Here is a 16,655-nt window from a genome sequence, read left to right on the forward strand (position 1 = left end):
AATACTGAAGCCCCTCACTTGCTGGTTATTGCAGGACTAACAAATATAAAAGGATATTTCTAATGAAAAATGCAACGGTTAACATCGAAGATGTACGGCAGTTTCTGTACCGTGAAGCACGACTGCTTGATGAAAAAAGATGGGAAGAATGGTTGGCTTGTTATGACGAAGACTGTCCGTTTTGGATGCCCAGCTGGGATGATGATGGCGAGCTGATCAGCGACCCGCAACGAGAAATCTCACTTATCTATTACCCTGATCGTCGTGGCCTTGAAGACCGCATTTTCCGTGTCGAGACTGAACGTTCTTCTGCGACCATTCCTGATACCCGTACCACGCACAATTTATCTAATATTGAGTTGCTTGAAGATAACGACGGTATCATTAGCGTCCGCTTTAACTGGATTAATAAATCCTATCGTTATCAGGAGACCAATACTTATTGGGGATTCTCCAAGTACAAAATAGACATGACTCAAGACAGCCCAAAGATTTTGGATAAATATGTCGTGTTAAAAGATGATTATGTGCATCAAATTATGGATGTATATCACGTCTAAATTCTGCGTGTTTCTAGTTATGCGTAACAGCCAATATGCACAGTTAAATTTCTGATACTAACTCATTGATAGCGCAGCCGTTATCAACCAGCTTTTATGAATCAGCCGTTATCAATGAGCCTATTAAAAATACAGCTAGATTAGTTAGTAACCATATGTTGAAAAGGGATATTTCTCATGGAATATAACATTGCTCTACAGTTCGAAGACGGTGTCACAGGATTCATCAAATGTGAAGCAGACGAAACCGTCGCCGAAGCAGCCTATCGCCAAAAATATAACATTCCTGTTGACTGTCTCGATGGTGCTTGCGGTACTTGCCGCTGTCATTGTGAGTCAGGCAGCTACGATATGCACCCTGACATGTATATCGAAGAAGCGCTGACTGAAGCTGAGGCCAAAGAAGGCTACGTTTTGACCTGTCAGATGATTCCTGAAAGCGACTGCGTTATCAAAGTACCGACCTCTTCTGAGGCCTGCAAAGTTGGCAAGTCTGTGTTCAAAGGCAAGCTACAACAGTTAAATGTGCTGTCGGAGTCTACCATTCACTTTGGCGTCGAAGTCGACAATCCAGATGCGCTAGTATTTTTGCCGGGACAGTATGTCAATATCAGCATTCCTGATTCTGATGAGACACGCTCCTACTCGTTTAGCTCTATTCCTAGTGCTAAGCAGGCCGAATTCGTCGTCCGTAATATTCCTAATGGCAAAATGAGCACCTTTTTATCCGATATTGCGCAGATAGGTCAAGATATTGATTTTGAAGGGCCATTTGGTAGTTTTTATTTACGCCCTGTTGTACGCCCCACATTGTTTTTGGCTGGTGGTACAGGTATCGCACCTTTCTTATCGATGCTAAAAAGTTTAGAAGTATCGGGTGCTCATCATCCTGTCAAGATGGTCTACGGTGTTACTAATGACGCTGATTTGATAGAGATTGAAAAGCTGGAAGAGGTGAAGAAAAACCACGCATGGTTTGACTATTATACCTGTGTAGCAAGCGAGGAAAGTGGCCACGAGCGCAAAGGCTATGTGACCAGCCATGTCGAAGCTGATTGGTTAAATAATGGTGATGTTGATGTTTATCTGTGTGGCCCTTTAGCAATGGTCGATGCCGTTAGTAACTGGTTAGATACAAGCAGCCTAAAACCTAGCAATTTTTATTATGAAAAGTTTACACCTAGTGAGCAGTAGTAGATTGTTAGCCAATACTAGTAGAAATTGATAGTACTGCCAATTCGTATTGAAACTGACAAAGCGTTACTGGCAACAAATTTTTGCAGCCTCTGTCTGCGTAGGCACAGCAAGCAAGAAAATTTTTACCAGTAACACCTGCTAATTAGTATATTTAATTTGAATTAAATACATACAGATATGCTCTAGAAATACAGTTTCGTTTTTAAGGAATAGCAATGAGTAAGCGCTTTGATAATAAAGTATGTATCGTAACTGGTGCCGCACAAGGTATCGGTCGCGGGGTCGCATTACGCTTAGCAAGTGAAGGCGGCAAGATAGTGATGGCAGATTTCTCACCTTTGGTAGAAGATGTGTTAGCAGAAATCATTGCAAATGGCGGGCACGCGACGACTATCCAAGCTGATCTTGAGACCTATCAAGGTGCACAAGAGGCTATTAATAAAGCGCTTGATACTTATGAGCGTATTGATGTGCTGGTCAATAATGTTGGCGGCGCGATATGGATGAAGCCTTTTGTCAATTTCTCAGAAGAAGAGATTAATAAAGAAGTCAGTCGCTCATTATTTCCGACATTGTGGTGTTGCCATGCGGTATTACCAACGATGATTGAGCAGCAGTCTGGTACTATCGTCAATGTATCTTCTATCGCCACACGCGGTATCAACCGCATACCCTACTCGACAGCGAAAGGCGGCGTCAATGCCATGACCGCATCGCTCGCTTTTGAGTACTCAAACGATGGTATCCGAGTAAATGCAGTAGCGACTGGTGGCACTGAAGCTCCGCCTAGAAAGATTCCACGTAATGCAAAGCCTTTAACTGATGATGAAAAATTATGGATGAATGCAGTCGTAGATCAAACCATTGACCGCACCTTTATGAAACGCTACGGTACGATAGATGAGCAAGTCAATGCCATTGCATTTTTAGCATCAGATGAATCGTCATATATCACTGGGAGTACCATTCCTGTGGGCGGCGGTGACGAAGGCTAACCATATCAATTGAGCTTTTAAGTTAGGCAACACAGCATTTAAGCTACTATAGTTAATTAAATTTAAGAAGAGCAAAAAGCTGCTGGGATGAATTTTACGAAGCCTCTGTCTGGCAAAGCGCACAGCAAGCGAGGAAAATTTATACCAGCAGTAAACGTATCTCTTTTTTTTGAACAGACTATGTTATCTGACTAGTGCTGATTTGCAAGGAAGCAATATGGCAACTGTAATTCAAACTTTGAAAGAAGACTGGTCGCTCTCCGCGTCCGTTGCAGGGTTTCTAGCCGTCCTTATCTCTTATGCTGGGCCTTTGATTATCTTTTTTCAGGCAGCACAAGCGGCGCAAGTTTCAGATGCGATGATGGCCTCTTGGATTTGGGGCGTCTCAATTGGCGCGGCCGTATCTGGCATCTTCCTATCTATTAAATATAAAACCCCTATCATTACCGCTTGGTCAGCACCCGGTACGGCTCTACTGGTGACCGTGTTTCCAGAGATGAGTATTAATGAGGCGATATCCGCTTATATTATTTCAGCGATTGTGATATTTTTGGTTGGTGCAACCGGCTCATTTGACAAGATTCTACAATGGATTCCGAACGGCATTGCTGCTGGCATGATGGCTGGCATTTTGTTTCAATTTGGCTTAGAGTTATTTGTTGCAACTGATACCATGCCATTTATCGTCTTTAGCATGCTTGGTTGCTACTTATTAGCCAAACGCTTTTCACCGCGTTATACCATGATTTGGGTACTGTTCTGCGGGGTCATTTTAAGTGTTATCTTCGGCAAGATGAACCCTGTCGACATGAATTTAGCCATCACCATACCTACAATTATTTGGCCTGAATGGTCATGGAACGCCACCTTTAACCTTGCTATCCCTCTTATCCTTGTCAGCTTAACCGGACAATTTTTACCCGGTATGGCTATCTTAAATCTCAGTGGTTACGACACGCCAGCCAAGCCTATTGTCAGTGTCGCAAGCCTCGCCTCATTAGTAGTCGCATGTGTTGGTGGTATTACCATTGTGCTAGCAGCCATCACCGCTGCCCTATGTACGGGCAAAGATGCGCACGAGCTGAAGGAAAAGCGCTATATCGCAGGTGTAGCCAATGGTATTTTTTATCTATTAGGTGGCTTGTTTGCTGGTAGTATTGTGATGGTGTTCAGCTTACTACCAAAGGAATTGGTCGCCGCCTTAGCTGGACTCGCACTTATCGGTGCTATTTCTGCCAATATCACCATTGCTATGAAAAACGATGAACAAAGAGATGCCGCATTAATTACCTTTTTGGCGACAGCATCCGGCATGAGCTTTTTAGGTCTTAGTTCTGTATTCTGGGGTATTCTTATCGGCATGATTGCTCATTATGTATTAAACAAAAAACGTTTATTGTCATTTGCCTAATAAGCCTGATTGTAAAGTCTTTATGGTTTAAAACAATTACCCACAAGCAATCTAAACTATTTCAATTTCTAAAGCATTTCAACCATTAAAGCACTAATAAATATCACAGCAGAAACGATCTCTAATATTACTTTTCATAGGATATGAATATGATTAATAAAGCGGATAAAAGTATAACTGACGTACTCAGCCAAATTAAAGACGGAGCCACCATCATGATTGGTGGCTTCGGTACCGCAGGGCAACCAGCTGAACTCATTGATGGGCTGATTAATTTGGGCGTAAAGGATTTGGTCATCATTAATAATAATGCTGGTAACGGCGACCATGGCCTTGCCAAGCTCTTAAAAACGGGTGCTGTGCGTAAAATCATTTGCTCTTTCCCGCGTCAATCGGACTCTTGGGTATTTGATGAGCTTTATCATGCTGGCAAGATTGAGCTGGAGCTAGTACCACAAGGTAATTTGGCTTGCCGTATTCAAGCAGCAGGTATGGGACTCGGTGCAGTATATACGCCAACAGGCTTTGGTACTTTACTCGCAGAAGGTAAAGAGACTCGAGAAATCGATGGTAAAGACTATGTTCTTGAATATCCGATCAAGGCTGATTTTGCTTTAATCAAAGCTTCTAGAGGCGATCGCTGGGGCAACTTGGTGTACCGCAAGTCTGCCCGTAACTTTGGTCCTATCATGGCAATGGCAGCTGACGTGACTATCGCTCAAGTCTCTGAAACGGTGGATCTTGGCGAGCTTGATCCTGAGCACGTTATTACACCGGGTATTTTTGTGCAGCATGTGGTGCAAATCCAGCCTCCTAATAATGAATCTGCTAGCGCTGAACTTTCTAGTACAGCAACTAAAGCCACCGCTTAATACTGCCAATTATAAGGAGCGTCATCATGAGCCATACTTCCTACACTGTTTTGACCCGCGATCAAATCGCCGAGCGCGCTGCACAAGATATTCCAGATGGTGCCTATGTCAATTTAGGCATCGGACTACCGACCAAAATTGCCCAATACTTACCGAATGATAAAGATGTATTTTTGCATTCAGAAAACGGCTTACTCGCTTTTGGACCACCACCTGTTAAAGGCGAGGAGGATCCCGAGCTGATTAATGCTGGAAAAGAGTACGTCACCATGCTCGATGGCGGTAGCTTTTTTCATCATGGCGACTCTTTTGCGATGATGCGCGGTGGTCATATCGATATTTGCGTATTGGGCGCATTTCAAGTGGCTGCCAATGGCGACTTAGCCAACTGGAGTACCGGTGCAGAGGATGCAATACCTGCTGTTGGCGGCGCTATGGACTTAGCCGTCGGTGCCAAAAAAGTCTTTGTCATGACCAATCACACGACTAAGACTGGCGACCCTAAAATCGTCAGCGAGCTTACCTACCCTGTGACTGGCAAAAACTGCGTTGATCGAATTTATACTGATCTATGTGTCATCGATGTCACTGATAAAGGCTTAGCCGTCACTGAAATGGTCGATGGCATGAGCTTTGCGGACTTGCAAGCATTGACTGGCGCAACGTTAATTGACGCTACTAAATAAAAAACCCTCTTAATCAGAATTTAAGATAATCAAAACTCAGGATAATCGCCATGACTGATTCAATCACTCGTTTAAATAACGCTTATATTATTGATGCCATTCGCACTCCTTTTGGTCGCTACGGCGGCAGTCTAGCACCAGTACGTGCAGACGACTTAGGTGCTATCCCTATCAAGGCGTTAATGGAACGTAATGCTAATGTCGATTGGGTAAAAGTAGATGACGTCATCTACGGCTGTGCCAACCAAAGCGGTGAAGATAATCGCAACGTCGGTCGCATGTCATCATTGCTAGCTGGCCTACCTTATCAAGTGCCTGCAACCACTGTTAACCGCTTGTGCGGCTCGTCAATGGATGCGTTAGCGATAGCTGCTCGTGCGATTAAAGCTGGTGAAGCCAATTTAATTATCGCAGGTGGTGTTGAGAGCATGAGCCGTGCGCCATTTGTGATGGGCAAATCGGATCAGGCGTTTGGTCGTAGTCAAAAGCTGGAAGATACCACTATGGGTTGGCGCTTTATCAATCCAAAGCTTGATGAGCTATATGGCACAGAGACCATGCCGCAAACTGCCGAAAATGTCGCAGAGCAATTCAATGTCAATCGAGCTGACCAAGATGCATTTGCGCTACGTAGCCAACAACGTACCGCAGCGGCGCAAGCGTCAGGATTCTTTAAAGACGAGATGACCCCTGTCGTCATCCCGCAGCGTAAAGGCGAGCCTGTCACCGTCGATACCGATGAACATCCTCGTGCTGACACCACCCTTGAGAAGTTGACCAAACTGCGTACTATCGTCACCGCAGATGGCACGGTAACAGCTGGTAACGCCTCTGGGATTAATGATGGCGCAGCAGCCTTCCTAGTGGCGTCAGAGCAAGCGGTTAAAGAATTTAACCTAAAGCCGCGTGCACGTATTGTGGCCTCAACTACGGTAGGCGTTGAACCGCGTATTATGGGTTTCGCCCCAGCACCAGCGATGAAAAAATTGCTTGAGCATACGGGACTAACGCTTGATGAGATGGATGTCATTGAATTAAACGAAGCCTTTGCCGCGCAAGCTCTAGCTTGTACGCGTGACTTAGGGTTAGCTGATGATAGCGAGCGCGTCAACCCTAATGGCGGTGCGATTGCCCTTGGTCATCCACTCGGCGCATCAGGTGCACGTTTGATTTTAACTGCCCTCAATCAACTGGAAAAAACAGGTAAGCGTTATGCTATCTGCTCAATGTGTATTGGCGTTGGACAAGGTATCGCGATGATTATTGAGCGTATTGAGAATTGATTGATAGCTCAAAAAAATAAATGCCCTCATTAATAGGCAAAAACCAATACCTTACTCAAATGATAATCACAAATAAGGACGTTCATCATGCCTGTATTTGAAAATAAAGACGTAACGCTAAACTATGCCACTTTTGGCGATAGCAGCAACCCTGCTCTACTATTCTCCAACTCTTTGGGTACCAGCTACCATATGTGGCAGCCGCAAATCGATGTCTTGCAAACTGAATACTTTATTGTCTGCTACGACACCCGTGGTCATGGTAAATCCTCCGCACCAACAGGTCCTTATCGTTTGGATCAGCTTGGGCAAGATGTGATTGATTTGCTCAATCATCTAAGTATCGATAAAGCGTTTTTTTGTGGCATCTCTATGGGCGGCATGACGGGTCAATGGTTAGCTATCCATCACCCTGACCGTTTTCATCACTTGATGCTATGCAATACCGCCGCGAAGATTGGTAATGAGGCGGCATGGAGAGATCGCGCGCAATTGGTACGTGAGCAAGGTCTAGCTCCTATCGCGGCCACCGCTGCTCCGCGTTGGTTCACAGCGGGTTTTATCAATGATTATCCTGATGTAGTCGCGGCATTGTCCAGTGCTCTCGCGGCTGGCAGTAGCGAGGGTTATGCCAGCTGCTGCGAGGCATTGGCTACTGCTGACACTCGCGAGCAATTAAAAGATATTCGCGTACCCGTCACAGTGGTGGCAGGTATCGAGGATCCAGTGACGACGGTTGCAGATGGTCAATATATGGTCGATCATATCCCCAACGCTAAGCTCGCTACTATCGATGCCTCGCATATCTCGAATATTGAACAGCCTGAAGCATTCAATAAACTCGTGCGACAATATTTAAATATTCAATAGCTCTATTGGTCACTAAAACTCTCATATGAAACGTGAGATGTGAGAATAGGAAAGTAATAACAAGGACGAAACATCAAACAAGGACGAAGGTATGAAACGATCATTATTATCATTAGTTGTCGGTATTGTTGCCTGTAGCACCTTTAGTGCTCATGCCAACATCAACATCGATAAAGAAGTGAAAAGTGTTGAAAAAAAGGTGATTGAATGGCGTCGGGATATTCACAAACATCCGGAATTAAGCAATAGAGAAACTCGTACTGCCGCTATTGTTGCCAAGCATCTAAAATCACTAGGTATGCAGGTCGAAACTGATATAGCGCATACAGGTGTTGTTGGTTTTTTGAAGGGTGCTAAACCCGGGCCTACGGTGATGCTACGCGCAGACATGGATGCATTACCCGTTACCGAAAAAGCAGATGTACCTTTTAAATCAACCATTGTCACTAAGTACATGGGTGAAGACGTTGGTGTCATGCATGCCTGCGGACACGATACTCATGTTGCTATGCTAATGGGCACGGCAGAAGTATTAGCCGCTGTTAAAAATGAATTGCACGGTAATATTATGTTCGTATTTCAGCCTGCCGAAGAAGGTGCCCCTGAAGGTGAAGAAGGCGGTGCAGAGCTCATGCTTAAGCAAGGCATCTTTAGAAAGTATAAGCCCGAGGTTGCGTTTGGGCTACATGTTATGTCGAGCTTAAATAGTGGTCAAATTGGCTACCGAAGCGGCCCTATTATGGCTAGTGCTGATACCTTTGACATAACAGTAAACGGTAAGCAAACTCATGGCTCAGCACCTTGGAATGGGGTCGATCCTATCTCAGCTGCGGCGCAAATTGTTACCGGAGTTAATCATATAGTGAGCCGTCAAATTGATATCACTAAAGAGCCTGCCATTGTCTCCTTTGGTAAAATAGACGGCGGTGTACGCGATAACATTATTCCAGATAGTGTCAATATGATTGGCACTATCCGTAACTTTGATATGAATAATCGCGACCAAATTTTTAGTAATATAAAGACGACAGCGACTCATATAGCAATGGCATCAGGTGCGAAAGCTGACGTCAAAATTAATAAAGGTTATCCAGTTACGATTAACAACCCATCGCTCACCGCGCAAATGTTACCGACGCTTAAGAACGTAGCAGGTAAAGACAATGTACTTGAGGTGCCTAAGCTAACGGCATCTGAAGATTTCTCGTTTTATGCCCAAGAAGTACCTAGTTTATTTTTCTTTTTAGGCGGTACACCCGTAGGGCAAGACGCAAGTAAGGCACCCTATAACCACTCTCCCTACTTCTCTGTAGACGAAGCATCATTTAAGGTGGGTACTAAAGCGCTTAGCCAGCTAGCAATAGATTATTTAGCTATGAAAAAATAACTCTCTAAGCGAACGGTACCTGTTGGTATAAGTAATGGCTTAAATTCGTACTTAAAGATAAGTGTTTAGAAATAAATACTTAAAGATAAATGCTCCACAATTTTCGCTGTTAATTAGTATTTTATAGCCGACATATTTTGATAAAAATCAAAACAGCTCATATATTTAAAAGATATATGAGCTGTTTTTTTATCCGTCTTTTAAGAAATAATATCTATTATTAATAAGCACATAACTTTCTTCAAAAAAATAAATATCATGGATATTCATAGCCTTACGAGTTATTTAGATATCATTTTAGAAAACCTCCACTGGTTTTACTTAAGTTATCTACACGCACTTATACTTTTTCATACTCTATAAAATCAAAACCCATACTTTATAGGTATATCTTTATACTTAGATAGTTTTTGACTTGATCATCAGAAAACAATAACTTGTTAGATACTTATAAGGATATTACCCATGGAGAAACACGAATGGAATCACCAACCCTGAATATCAATAAAGTTATTGATGAAGCCAAATTTGCGCCCTTTCATTGGAAGGTGCTGTTTTGGTGTCTACTGATTATTATCTTTGATGGTTATGATCTCATCATTTATGGCGTGGCGCTACCGTTACTCATGGAAGAGTGGTCATTGACCGCGGTACAAGCAGGCTTTCTTGCTAGCGCAGCACTTTTTGGCATGATGTTTGGTGCCATGATCTTTGGTACTTTGTCTGACAAGATCGGCAGAAAAAAGACCATCATGATTTGCGTCGCCCTATTTAGTAGCTTTACTTTTTTTGGCGCTTTTGCTAATGGTCCAATGCAGTTTGCTGCTTTACGCTTTATTGCTGGTCTTGGTATCGGCGGCGTGATGCCCATTTGTGTGGCGCTGACCTCTGAATACGCCCCAAAACGTATGCGTAGTACTCTAGTCGCCATTATGTTTAGTGGTTACGCGATAGGCGGAATGGCATCTGCACTATTGGGTTCGTTTTTGGTAGTGGATTTTGGCTGGGAGATTATGTTTTATATCGCAGGTATTCCTACCTTGCTATTACCTATCATCTGGAAAATGCTGCCTGAGTCTTTGATGTATTTAGTCAAAGAAAAAAGACATGACGATGCCAAAAAAATCGTCCGCAGACTTGCACCACAAGAGACAGTTACCGCCTCCACTACCTTAATATTAGATGAGCCAACCAAAGGCGATGACGCTCCTATTAAAGCGTTATTCCTAAAAAATCGTGGCTTTACTACTATTATGTTTTGGGTCGCCTTCTTTATGTGCTTGTTGATGGTATATGCTCTCGCCAGCTGGTTGCCGAAGCTTATGATTCAAGCAGGTTACTCACTAGGCGCTAGTATGCTGTTCTTATTCGCACTCAATATTGGCGGGATGATCGGCGCTATTGGTGGCGGTGTGCTCGCTGATAGATTCCATCTAAAGCCGGTATTAACGATTATGTTTGTCGCTGGAGCTGCTGCACTGATATTACTTGGCTACAACAGCCCGCAAGTGGTGCTCTATACCCTTATCGCGATTGCAGGCGCTACTACTATTGGCTCACAGATACTGCTCTATACCTTTGTCGCTCAGTATTATCCGACTGCTGTACGTACCACCGCTATGGGCTGGGCATCGGGTATTGGCCGCATTGGTGCTATCGTAGGTCCTATCTTGACTGGGGCGCTACTCACGCTTGAGCTAAGCCACCAAACGAACTTCTTGTTTATCGCCATACCTGGTATTATCGCCGCCGTCGCTATCTTCTTAGTGAACCTAAGCGCCGCAGTTGATGGTAAAAAAAGTAATGTAGCACCAGTGACTTTAGATGCACCAGTATCAACTTAATAGCCGTTATAGCGGTTAAATAGTGATTTGGCTGGTATTGATTAACAGGCTGGCATTGTTTAATAGATTGATATTGATTAACAGGTTGATAAATAAAAATAGCGCTCTCATATTATGAATGCGCTATTTTTGTATGTGCAATTTTTAAGTGTGTAACTTCAAATCCTTTTCGAAACTGGTTACTTTATATATTCGATCCACTATAAAATAAATATAGCGCTACTGAGATAAATTTTGCGCAGCCTCTGTCTGCGTAGGCACAGCAAGCAAGGAAAAATCATCTCAGTAGCGCATTATAACTTTTGTACTTCTTTTATTTAGGACTGACTATGAGACAATTACTTTACAAAACAGCTATTTTATAAAATCTTGCTAAGCGCTTACAACCAATTTTTTACCTCGTTAATGACAGTGTGCACTCTATTAGGTAGGGCTTGCTGCCGCCGTACGGCAAGATATAGCGTTTCACTCACTGGCGTTGGCAAACGATGACTGCTAATAAGCTCAGGGTTTGCGTACGCTGCAACCGCGTGTGCTGGTAATACGGTAAAGCCTAGCCCCCTACTGACAGGCTCTAAAATCAAGCCAATTTGATTAGAAAAGCCCTTTTTCTTAAAGTCATTGATATGTTGGAACTCGCTATAATTGGCGCTCAGCAGCATACTGGCATGATGGGCACCGTCAGGATGATCGATAAACCCAAGCGCTATGAGTGTCTCCCAGCTTGGTTCATTAGTAGTCGCAGGCGTCACCAGTATTAACGCTTCTTGAGCTATTGACTGGCAACTTATTCCCTCATCATCTGAGATATCAGTCATAAATCCAATATCAATCTCATGCTTTACAAGCGCCCGCTCTATATCAGAATTTGGCGCAAAGCGATAATCAATCACTAGTTGCGGATACTGCTGTTGTAAGGTCAAAAGCTGCGGATACAACTTTAAGCCCACGCTGCCAGGAGACATGAGTCGCACTAGCCCTGCATAAGCGGGATCCTCACCGATACGCTGTTCTAGATTTGCTAAGCGCTGCAAGATATCACCCGCTTCCCTATACAGCTCCTCGCCTGCATCCGTCAATGAAAACTGTTTACCTTGACGGATGAGTAAGTCAACATCTAACTGACTTTCAAGCTTGCGTATGTGTTGACTCACACCTGACTGAGTCATATGTAGGCGCTCGGCAGTGCGAGTAAAATGCCCCACTTCAAAAAGGGTACAGAATGTACGTAGCCACGTGATATTTATCATTACAATACATACTTAACTTTATAATAGATGATAATTTTACGTAATAGACTTAACTTTGTAAACTACTCCCATATCAAAACAGGAGTACGAATTATGAATAACGTTTATCCAAGAAGCTTTTCGCACATTGGTCTTTCCGTTCCTGACTTAGAAGCAGCAGTAAAATTCTATACTGAAGTGATGGGTTGGTACACCATCATGGAGCCGACCGAAATCGTTGAAGATAACAGCCCTATTGGTGAGATGTGTACTGAAGTCTTTGGCTCAGGTTGGGGTAGTTTCCGTATCGCTCATCTCTCTACTGGTGACCGTATCGGTGTTGAAATCTTTGAATTCAAAAATCAAGAAAATCCTGAAAACAACTTTGAATACTGGAAAACAGGTATTTTTCACTTCTGTGTTCAAGATCCAAATGTTGAAGAACTCGCTGAACGTATCGTCGCGGCTGGCGGGAAAAAGCGTATGGAAAAACCACGTTATTACTACCCTGGCGAAAAACCTTACCGTATGATTTATATGGAAGACCCGTTCGGCAATATCGTTGAAATATACAGCCATAGCTATGAGCTGATTTATAGCGAAGGCGCATATTAGATTGTAGCGCTTGTGAATAGAACAACGATTTATGATAAAAGTTAAAAAAATCGAACTTATCTCTACATTTCCACTTATTCTTAATGAAGAAACCAATAGCGCACTCATATTACAAGTGCGCTATTTTTATGTGTACAATTTCAATAACAGCGCTCTATTGTATAACTTATAAGTCATGCTACTATTTAGAGTATTATTCAAATGCTTTTTTGGATCTTTCCTTACGTTTATATACTAATTATCAAGGATGATAAATGAATACTATAAATACAGACGCCCCTACTACAGACACTAACGAGCCGTTAGTTATCAGAGAAGACAGTAAAGATTCAAGCGAAGTCGTTACCCTCACTTTAAATCGTCCTAAACAATTCAACGCTCTATCAGTAGATATGTTATCCGCCATGCAAGCAGAGCTGGACAGCATCGCCCAAGATAGCAGTATTCGCTTGGTCGTTATTGCGGCGAATGGTAAAGCATTTTGCGCAGGTCATAACTTAAAAGAGATGCGCGCAAACTCAGACGAGGCGTTCCATAGCGCATTATTCAAACAATGTAGTCAGATGATGCTAACCATCAATCAAATGCCGCAAGTTGTGATTGCCAAAGTACAAGGCATCGCTACCGCCGCTGGCTGTCAATTGGTCGCAGCCTGCGACTTAGCAGTGGCCTCTGATGACGCTAAGTTTGCGACTTCTGGGATAAATGTCGGGCTGTTTTGTTCTACGCCTGCCGTTGCAGTCAGCCGCAACCTATCTCGCAAGCAAGCCTTTGAGATGCTTATCACGGGCGAGTTTATCGATGCAAATATGGCGGTGAAGCAAGGACTGATTAATCGTGTCGCGCCAGCGGATCAGTTGGATGCAACGCTGCAATCTTTAATCGATGCCATTACCGCCAAATCCTCTGTCGCCGTCAAAACGGGCAAGGATATGTTCTACAAACAATTGGACATGGACTTAGCCGATGCTTATGAATATGCTGGTAAAGTGATGACCTGTAATATGATGGCAGACGATGTGAGCGAAGGCATTGACGCCTTTATCGAAAAGCGCCATGCGGTATGGACGGGACGTTAATAGCTACGTAGCTATTTAGAAAAACACTACTTAAAAACAATACTATTAATTAAATTAAAAAACTACATATTTTCAGGCAAGCTTTTTACCGCAAGGCTTGCCGCTTCAATAGCACCAGCAATATAACCAGAAAACTGTGGCGACCATTCACTGCCTATCCCCGTTAGGCAATCACTCCATACACCTGATATTGCCTTAGAAACAGGTGCCACCGCATGCTGACCATTACTACTTGCGTCGGCAGTCGTTGCGGTGAATTTATCTTGTGACCAGTCTTTCAGATACTCAGCTTTGGGCGTGTCTGCCTGCTCGCCAAATAGACGTACCAATTGCGCACGGCAATGTGCTTTTAACACTTCGTCAGAGACGCTTTGGCGTACGGAGGCAGGTACTCCTATAAAGCCAAACAACGCACCATTGCCACCCATGCTAGAGGCATCATGAATCTCAACCATTGGCCCTTGCGAGCTACTCGCGGCTCCTGAGAGACCTTGCTTGCGCCAAAAAGGCGTATCGTAAACTGCAAAGTATTTGGCATGAGGCGCCATCCAAGTCGCTGTGTTGCGCCATTGAGTTATCATATCGGATGGTAAAGCCGGCTCAAACGTTATGCTGTCTTCCACCAACCTTGGCGGTAGCGCCAGTAATACATGCTGCGCTCGCCAAGTCGTGAATTGCCCAGACGTGTCTTCGCTGGTTATCTCTGTGTGCTCATCTGTTCTATGCAGGCGACTTACAATCTGACTATTAAAAACACGTGAGGAATCAAGACGACGATATAAAGCATTAATCAATGCTGCCATACCACCAACTAAACGCATTGAAGGTGGTGAGCTTTTATAGCCTTGCATACGCACAGCAGGCTCGTTAGGAGCGCGCTCAACCATCATATCGCCCTCTTCAAACTGTGCAAAAGTCTCTAGCTGCAATTCATTGACCAGATCGCCCAACTGCGGCTGATAATCAGGCCAAAACCAAGAAGGTCCTAAATCAAAGCTATCTACCTCTTGTGCATTATCAGAGCCAAGATATTGTGAAATTGGTTGCTCTAAGGCTGAATCTTTTGAAAAATTACTAGCGAGAATGCGACCGCCCAAACTATCACGCGCTTCTAGCAATATATAATCAATGCCTTTTTGCTCTAATAAATAAGCAGCATATAGACCGCTTAAACCACCACCAATAATTGCTACGGGTACACTTGTCATATCTACTTTTTGCATAGGATTTTTCTTTTCATTATTTATTGAAAGCGCTTAACATCTTAAATTATGGATAACATTCTTTAGCTCATTAAACGTCTAAACCTTCAACATCCGCGCCAATGACGTGCGCAAGATGTCCCGTCTTAAGGTAGACGGTAGCGCCTTCCTCGCCTGCTTTTATTTGTGGCTGCGCACCTACGGGCCAGCGTAGCCAGCTACCTTGTTTATAGGTTTGATCGCCTTCTATCAGAGTGCCTTCTACTACTAACAGCTCTGCACCGCCTGCCACTGTTTGAGTCGTAAGATCTTCTGTGAACAACGTGTCACTTGCATTTAGACGCTGTAAGCTCACCTGTTCGCTATCATCCGAGAATAAAGCACAAACCTCACGGTTGCCGACTCGTTGCCAGTTGGCGCTATCGTGCGTATCGATAGCGACATGACGCTCTTCGGACGGTGACATCTGTCGCAGCTTAACAAAGATAACCGCACCTTCATCGCTATAAGGCTTATGGCCTGATGCTGGCGGGTTGCGTAAATACCAGCCAGCTGGATAATGCTTATCATCAGCAGAAAAAGTACCCGACAATACCAAAATCTCCTCGCCACCCGGATGCTGATGATGCGGAAAATGCGAGTTAGGCGCATAGCGCACAAGGCTAGTCGCCCTCGCTTTCTCGAAACCCACGCGATCAAGCATGACGCGCTCGACACCATTCTGCGGTGATTTAATCCATTGATGCTCTTCAGCGAGTAATTCGGCACGACGTGAAAAATCTGCATTAATTAGCATGGGATATTGTCCAAATTTGGTTTGATATAGTCAATCCATTTTAAAATAACTACCGTGCTACTGGGGTATATTTTTCGCAGCATCTGTCTGCGCAGGCACAGCAAGCAAGGAAAATTTATACCAGTAGCACGTTTGGTCGTTGTAACTTTTTTATTCAGTACTAACTATAATAGCCAGCTTAATAATCAACCTTACCGCGCAATGCCTTGGTTTTGCCGCGCTGTGTCTTTTGATCGACACGTTTGCGCTTAGCATTTCTGCTCGGTTTAGTAACTCTGCGAGCTTTGGCGACTTGGGTAGATTGTAAGATAAAATCTTTAAGACGTTCAAAAGCGTCAATCTTATTGCGCTCTTGGGTGCGAAATTGCTGAGCTTTGAGGATGAATATCTCCTCTTTAGTGATACGGCTGTCTTTGCTGTCTAATAGACGCTGCTTTTGTACGTCACTCAGACTTGAGGCGTTGATATCGAAGCGTAGATGGATAGCAGAGGAGACTTTATTGACGTTTTGCCCGCCTGCCCCTTGCGCGCGGATGGCGCTAATCTCTACCTCACTATCGCTTAGGCTAATGGTATTACTGATAAAAATCATAGTTGTCTTTTATTTCTTTTAAATAATTGGCTTTTAA

At 43.7% G+C, this 16,655-nt stretch carries 16 protein-coding genes; 12 read left to right on the top strand and 4 right to left on the bottom strand.

Features of this window, described 5'->3' with window-relative positions:
• The first annotated feature begins 62 nt into the window (after positions 1–62).
• The 10 genes from benB to AAEY87_RS02280 all read left to right on the top strand — a co-directional run bounded on the left by benB (position 63) and on the right by AAEY87_RS02280 (position 11,105).
• Positions 63–560: a benzoate 1,2-dioxygenase small subunit gene (gene benB / locus AAEY87_RS02235; protein ID WP_068035068.1), complete on the top strand. Its 498-nt coding sequence runs from the start codon at positions 63–65 to the stop codon at positions 558–560.
• 177 nt (positions 561–737) lie between these two features.
• Entirely contained in the window at positions 738–1,754 is a 1,017-nt protein-coding gene (gene benC / locus AAEY87_RS02240; protein WP_350655768.1) for a benzoate 1,2-dioxygenase electron transfer component BenC, read from the top strand.
• 218 nt (positions 1,755–1,972) lie between these two features.
• Entirely contained in the window at positions 1,973–2,752 is a 780-nt protein-coding gene (locus tag AAEY87_RS02245; RefSeq protein ID WP_502945439.1) for a 1,6-dihydroxycyclohexa-2,4-diene-1-carboxylate dehydrogenase, read from the top strand.
• 217 nt (positions 2,753–2,969) lie between these two features.
• Positions 2,970–4,163, top strand: a complete 1,194-nt coding sequence (benE, locus tag AAEY87_RS02250; protein WP_350655769.1) for a benzoate/H(+) symporter BenE — start codon at positions 2,970–2,972, stop codon at positions 4,161–4,163.
• A 149-nt stretch (positions 4,164–4,312) separates the two neighbouring features.
• A complete protein-coding gene (locus AAEY87_RS02255) occupies positions 4,313–5,035 on the top strand; it encodes a 3-oxoacid CoA-transferase subunit A (RefSeq protein WP_350655770.1) in 723 nt (240 codons plus the stop codon).
• 26 nt (positions 5,036–5,061) lie between these two features.
• Positions 5,062–5,721 carry a 3-oxoacid CoA-transferase subunit B gene (locus AAEY87_RS02260; RefSeq protein ID WP_068326840.1) on the top strand — a complete coding sequence of 220 codons (660 nt, stop codon included), beginning with the start codon at positions 5,062–5,064 and terminating at the stop codon, positions 5,719–5,721.
• A gap of 50 nt (positions 5,722–5,771) precedes the next feature.
• Positions 5,772–7,004, top strand: a complete 1,233-nt coding sequence (gene pcaF / locus AAEY87_RS02265) for a 3-oxoadipyl-CoA thiolase (RefSeq protein ID WP_350655771.1) — start codon at positions 5,772–5,774, stop codon at positions 7,002–7,004.
• An 87-nt stretch (positions 7,005–7,091) separates the two neighbouring features.
• Complete coding sequence (pcaD, locus tag AAEY87_RS02270) at positions 7,092–7,874, top strand: 3-oxoadipate enol-lactonase (protein WP_350655772.1); 783 nt, start codon at positions 7,092–7,094, stop codon at positions 7,872–7,874.
• Between the two features lie 91 nt (positions 7,875–7,965).
• Positions 7,966–9,261, top strand: coding sequence for a M20 family metallopeptidase (locus AAEY87_RS02275; protein WP_350655773.1), 1,296 nt, complete (start codon positions 7,966–7,968; stop codon positions 9,259–9,261).
• 479 nt (positions 9,262–9,740) lie between these two features.
• Positions 9,741–11,105, top strand: coding sequence for an aromatic acid/H+ symport family MFS transporter (locus AAEY87_RS02280; RefSeq protein WP_350655774.1), 1,365 nt, complete (start codon positions 9,741–9,743; stop codon positions 11,103–11,105).
• Positions 11,106–11,485: 380 nt separating this feature from the next.
• Here AAEY87_RS02280 and AAEY87_RS02285 read toward each other — a convergent pair whose 3' ends face one another.
• Complete coding sequence (locus tag AAEY87_RS02285) at positions 11,486–12,355, bottom strand: LysR family transcriptional regulator (protein ID WP_350655775.1); 870 nt, start codon at positions 12,353–12,355, stop codon at positions 11,486–11,488.
• Positions 12,356–12,448: 93 nt separating this feature from the next.
• Here AAEY87_RS02285 and AAEY87_RS02290 point away from each other — a divergent pair, with 93 nt between their 5' ends.
• Together AAEY87_RS02290 and AAEY87_RS02295 are read left to right on the top strand one after the other, a co-directional pair.
• Complete coding sequence (locus tag AAEY87_RS02290) at positions 12,449–12,949, top strand: lactoylglutathione lyase family protein (protein WP_055124259.1); 501 nt, start codon at positions 12,449–12,451, stop codon at positions 12,947–12,949.
• 254 nt (positions 12,950–13,203) lie between these two features.
• The gene (locus AAEY87_RS02295; protein WP_350655776.1) at positions 13,204–14,028 is read left to right on the top strand and encodes an enoyl-CoA hydratase; all 825 of its coding nucleotides are present in this window, start codon (positions 13,204–13,206) and stop codon (positions 14,026–14,028) included.
• Between the two features lie 62 nt (positions 14,029–14,090).
• Here AAEY87_RS02295 and AAEY87_RS02300 read toward each other — a convergent pair whose 3' ends face one another.
• The 3 genes from AAEY87_RS02300 to arfB all read right to left on the bottom strand — a co-directional run bounded on the left by AAEY87_RS02300 (position 14,091) and on the right by arfB (position 16,618).
• Positions 14,091–15,251 (bottom strand): flavin monoamine oxidase family protein, encoded by a 1,161-nt coding sequence (locus AAEY87_RS02300; RefSeq protein WP_350655778.1) that lies wholly within the window; start codon positions 15,249–15,251, stop codon positions 14,091–14,093.
• A 70-nt stretch (positions 15,252–15,321) separates the two neighbouring features.
• A complete protein-coding gene (locus AAEY87_RS02305; RefSeq protein ID WP_350655779.1) occupies positions 15,322–16,026 on the bottom strand; it encodes a cupin domain-containing protein in 705 nt (234 codons plus the stop codon).
• Between the two features lie 178 nt (positions 16,027–16,204).
• A complete protein-coding gene (gene arfB, locus AAEY87_RS02310) occupies positions 16,205–16,618 on the bottom strand; it encodes an alternative ribosome rescue aminoacyl-tRNA hydrolase ArfB (protein ID WP_350655780.1) in 414 nt (137 codons plus the stop codon).
• Positions 16,619–16,655 lie beyond the last annotated feature (37 nt).

It is taken from the genome of Psychrobacter sp. S1-30-MNA-CIBAN-0213, assembly GCF_040309845.1.
Lineage (GTDB): Bacteria > Pseudomonadota > Gammaproteobacteria > Pseudomonadales > Moraxellaceae > Psychrobacter.

Coding starts and splice junctions, on each gene's coding strand:
- AAEY87_RS02305 (WP_350655779.1), bottom strand. CDS start 16,026: ATGCTAATTAATGCAGATTTTTCACGTCGTGCCGAATTACTCGCTGAA.
- benE (WP_350655769.1), top strand. CDS start 2,970: ATGGCAACTGTAATTCAAACTTTGAAAGAAGACTGGTCGCTCTCCGCG.
- arfB (WP_350655780.1), bottom strand. CDS start 16,618: ATGATTTTTATCAGTAATACCATTAGCCTAAGCGATAGTGAGGTAGAG.
- pcaD (WP_350655772.1), top strand. CDS start 7,092: ATGCCTGTATTTGAAAATAAAGACGTAACGCTAAACTATGCCACTTTT.
- benC (WP_350655768.1), top strand. CDS start 738: ATGGAATATAACATTGCTCTACAGTTCGAAGACGGTGTCACAGGATTC.
- AAEY87_RS02275 (WP_350655773.1), top strand. CDS start 7,966: ATGAAACGATCATTATTATCATTAGTTGTCGGTATTGTTGCCTGTAGC.
- AAEY87_RS02290 (WP_055124259.1), top strand. CDS start 12,449: ATGAATAACGTTTATCCAAGAAGCTTTTCGCACATTGGTCTTTCCGTT.
- AAEY87_RS02280 (WP_350655774.1), top strand. CDS start 9,741: ATGGAATCACCAACCCTGAATATCAATAAAGTTATTGATGAAGCCAAA.
- pcaF (WP_350655771.1), top strand. CDS start 5,772: ATGACTGATTCAATCACTCGTTTAAATAACGCTTATATTATTGATGCC.
- AAEY87_RS02245 (WP_502945439.1), top strand. CDS start 1,973: ATGAGTAAGCGCTTTGATAATAAAGTATGTATCGTAACTGGTGCCGCA.
- AAEY87_RS02285 (WP_350655775.1), bottom strand. CDS start 12,355: ATGATAAATATCACGTGGCTACGTACATTCTGTACCCTTTTTGAAGTG.
- AAEY87_RS02260 (WP_068326840.1), top strand. CDS start 5,062: ATGAGCCATACTTCCTACACTGTTTTGACCCGCGATCAAATCGCCGAG.
- AAEY87_RS02300 (WP_350655778.1), bottom strand. CDS start 15,251: ATGCAAAAAGTAGATATGACAAGTGTACCCGTAGCAATTATTGGTGGT.
- AAEY87_RS02295 (WP_350655776.1), top strand. CDS start 13,204: ATGAATACTATAAATACAGACGCCCCTACTACAGACACTAACGAGCCG.
- AAEY87_RS02255 (WP_350655770.1), top strand. CDS start 4,313: ATGATTAATAAAGCGGATAAAAGTATAACTGACGTACTCAGCCAAATT.
- benB (WP_068035068.1), top strand. CDS start 63: ATGAAAAATGCAACGGTTAACATCGAAGATGTACGGCAGTTTCTGTAC.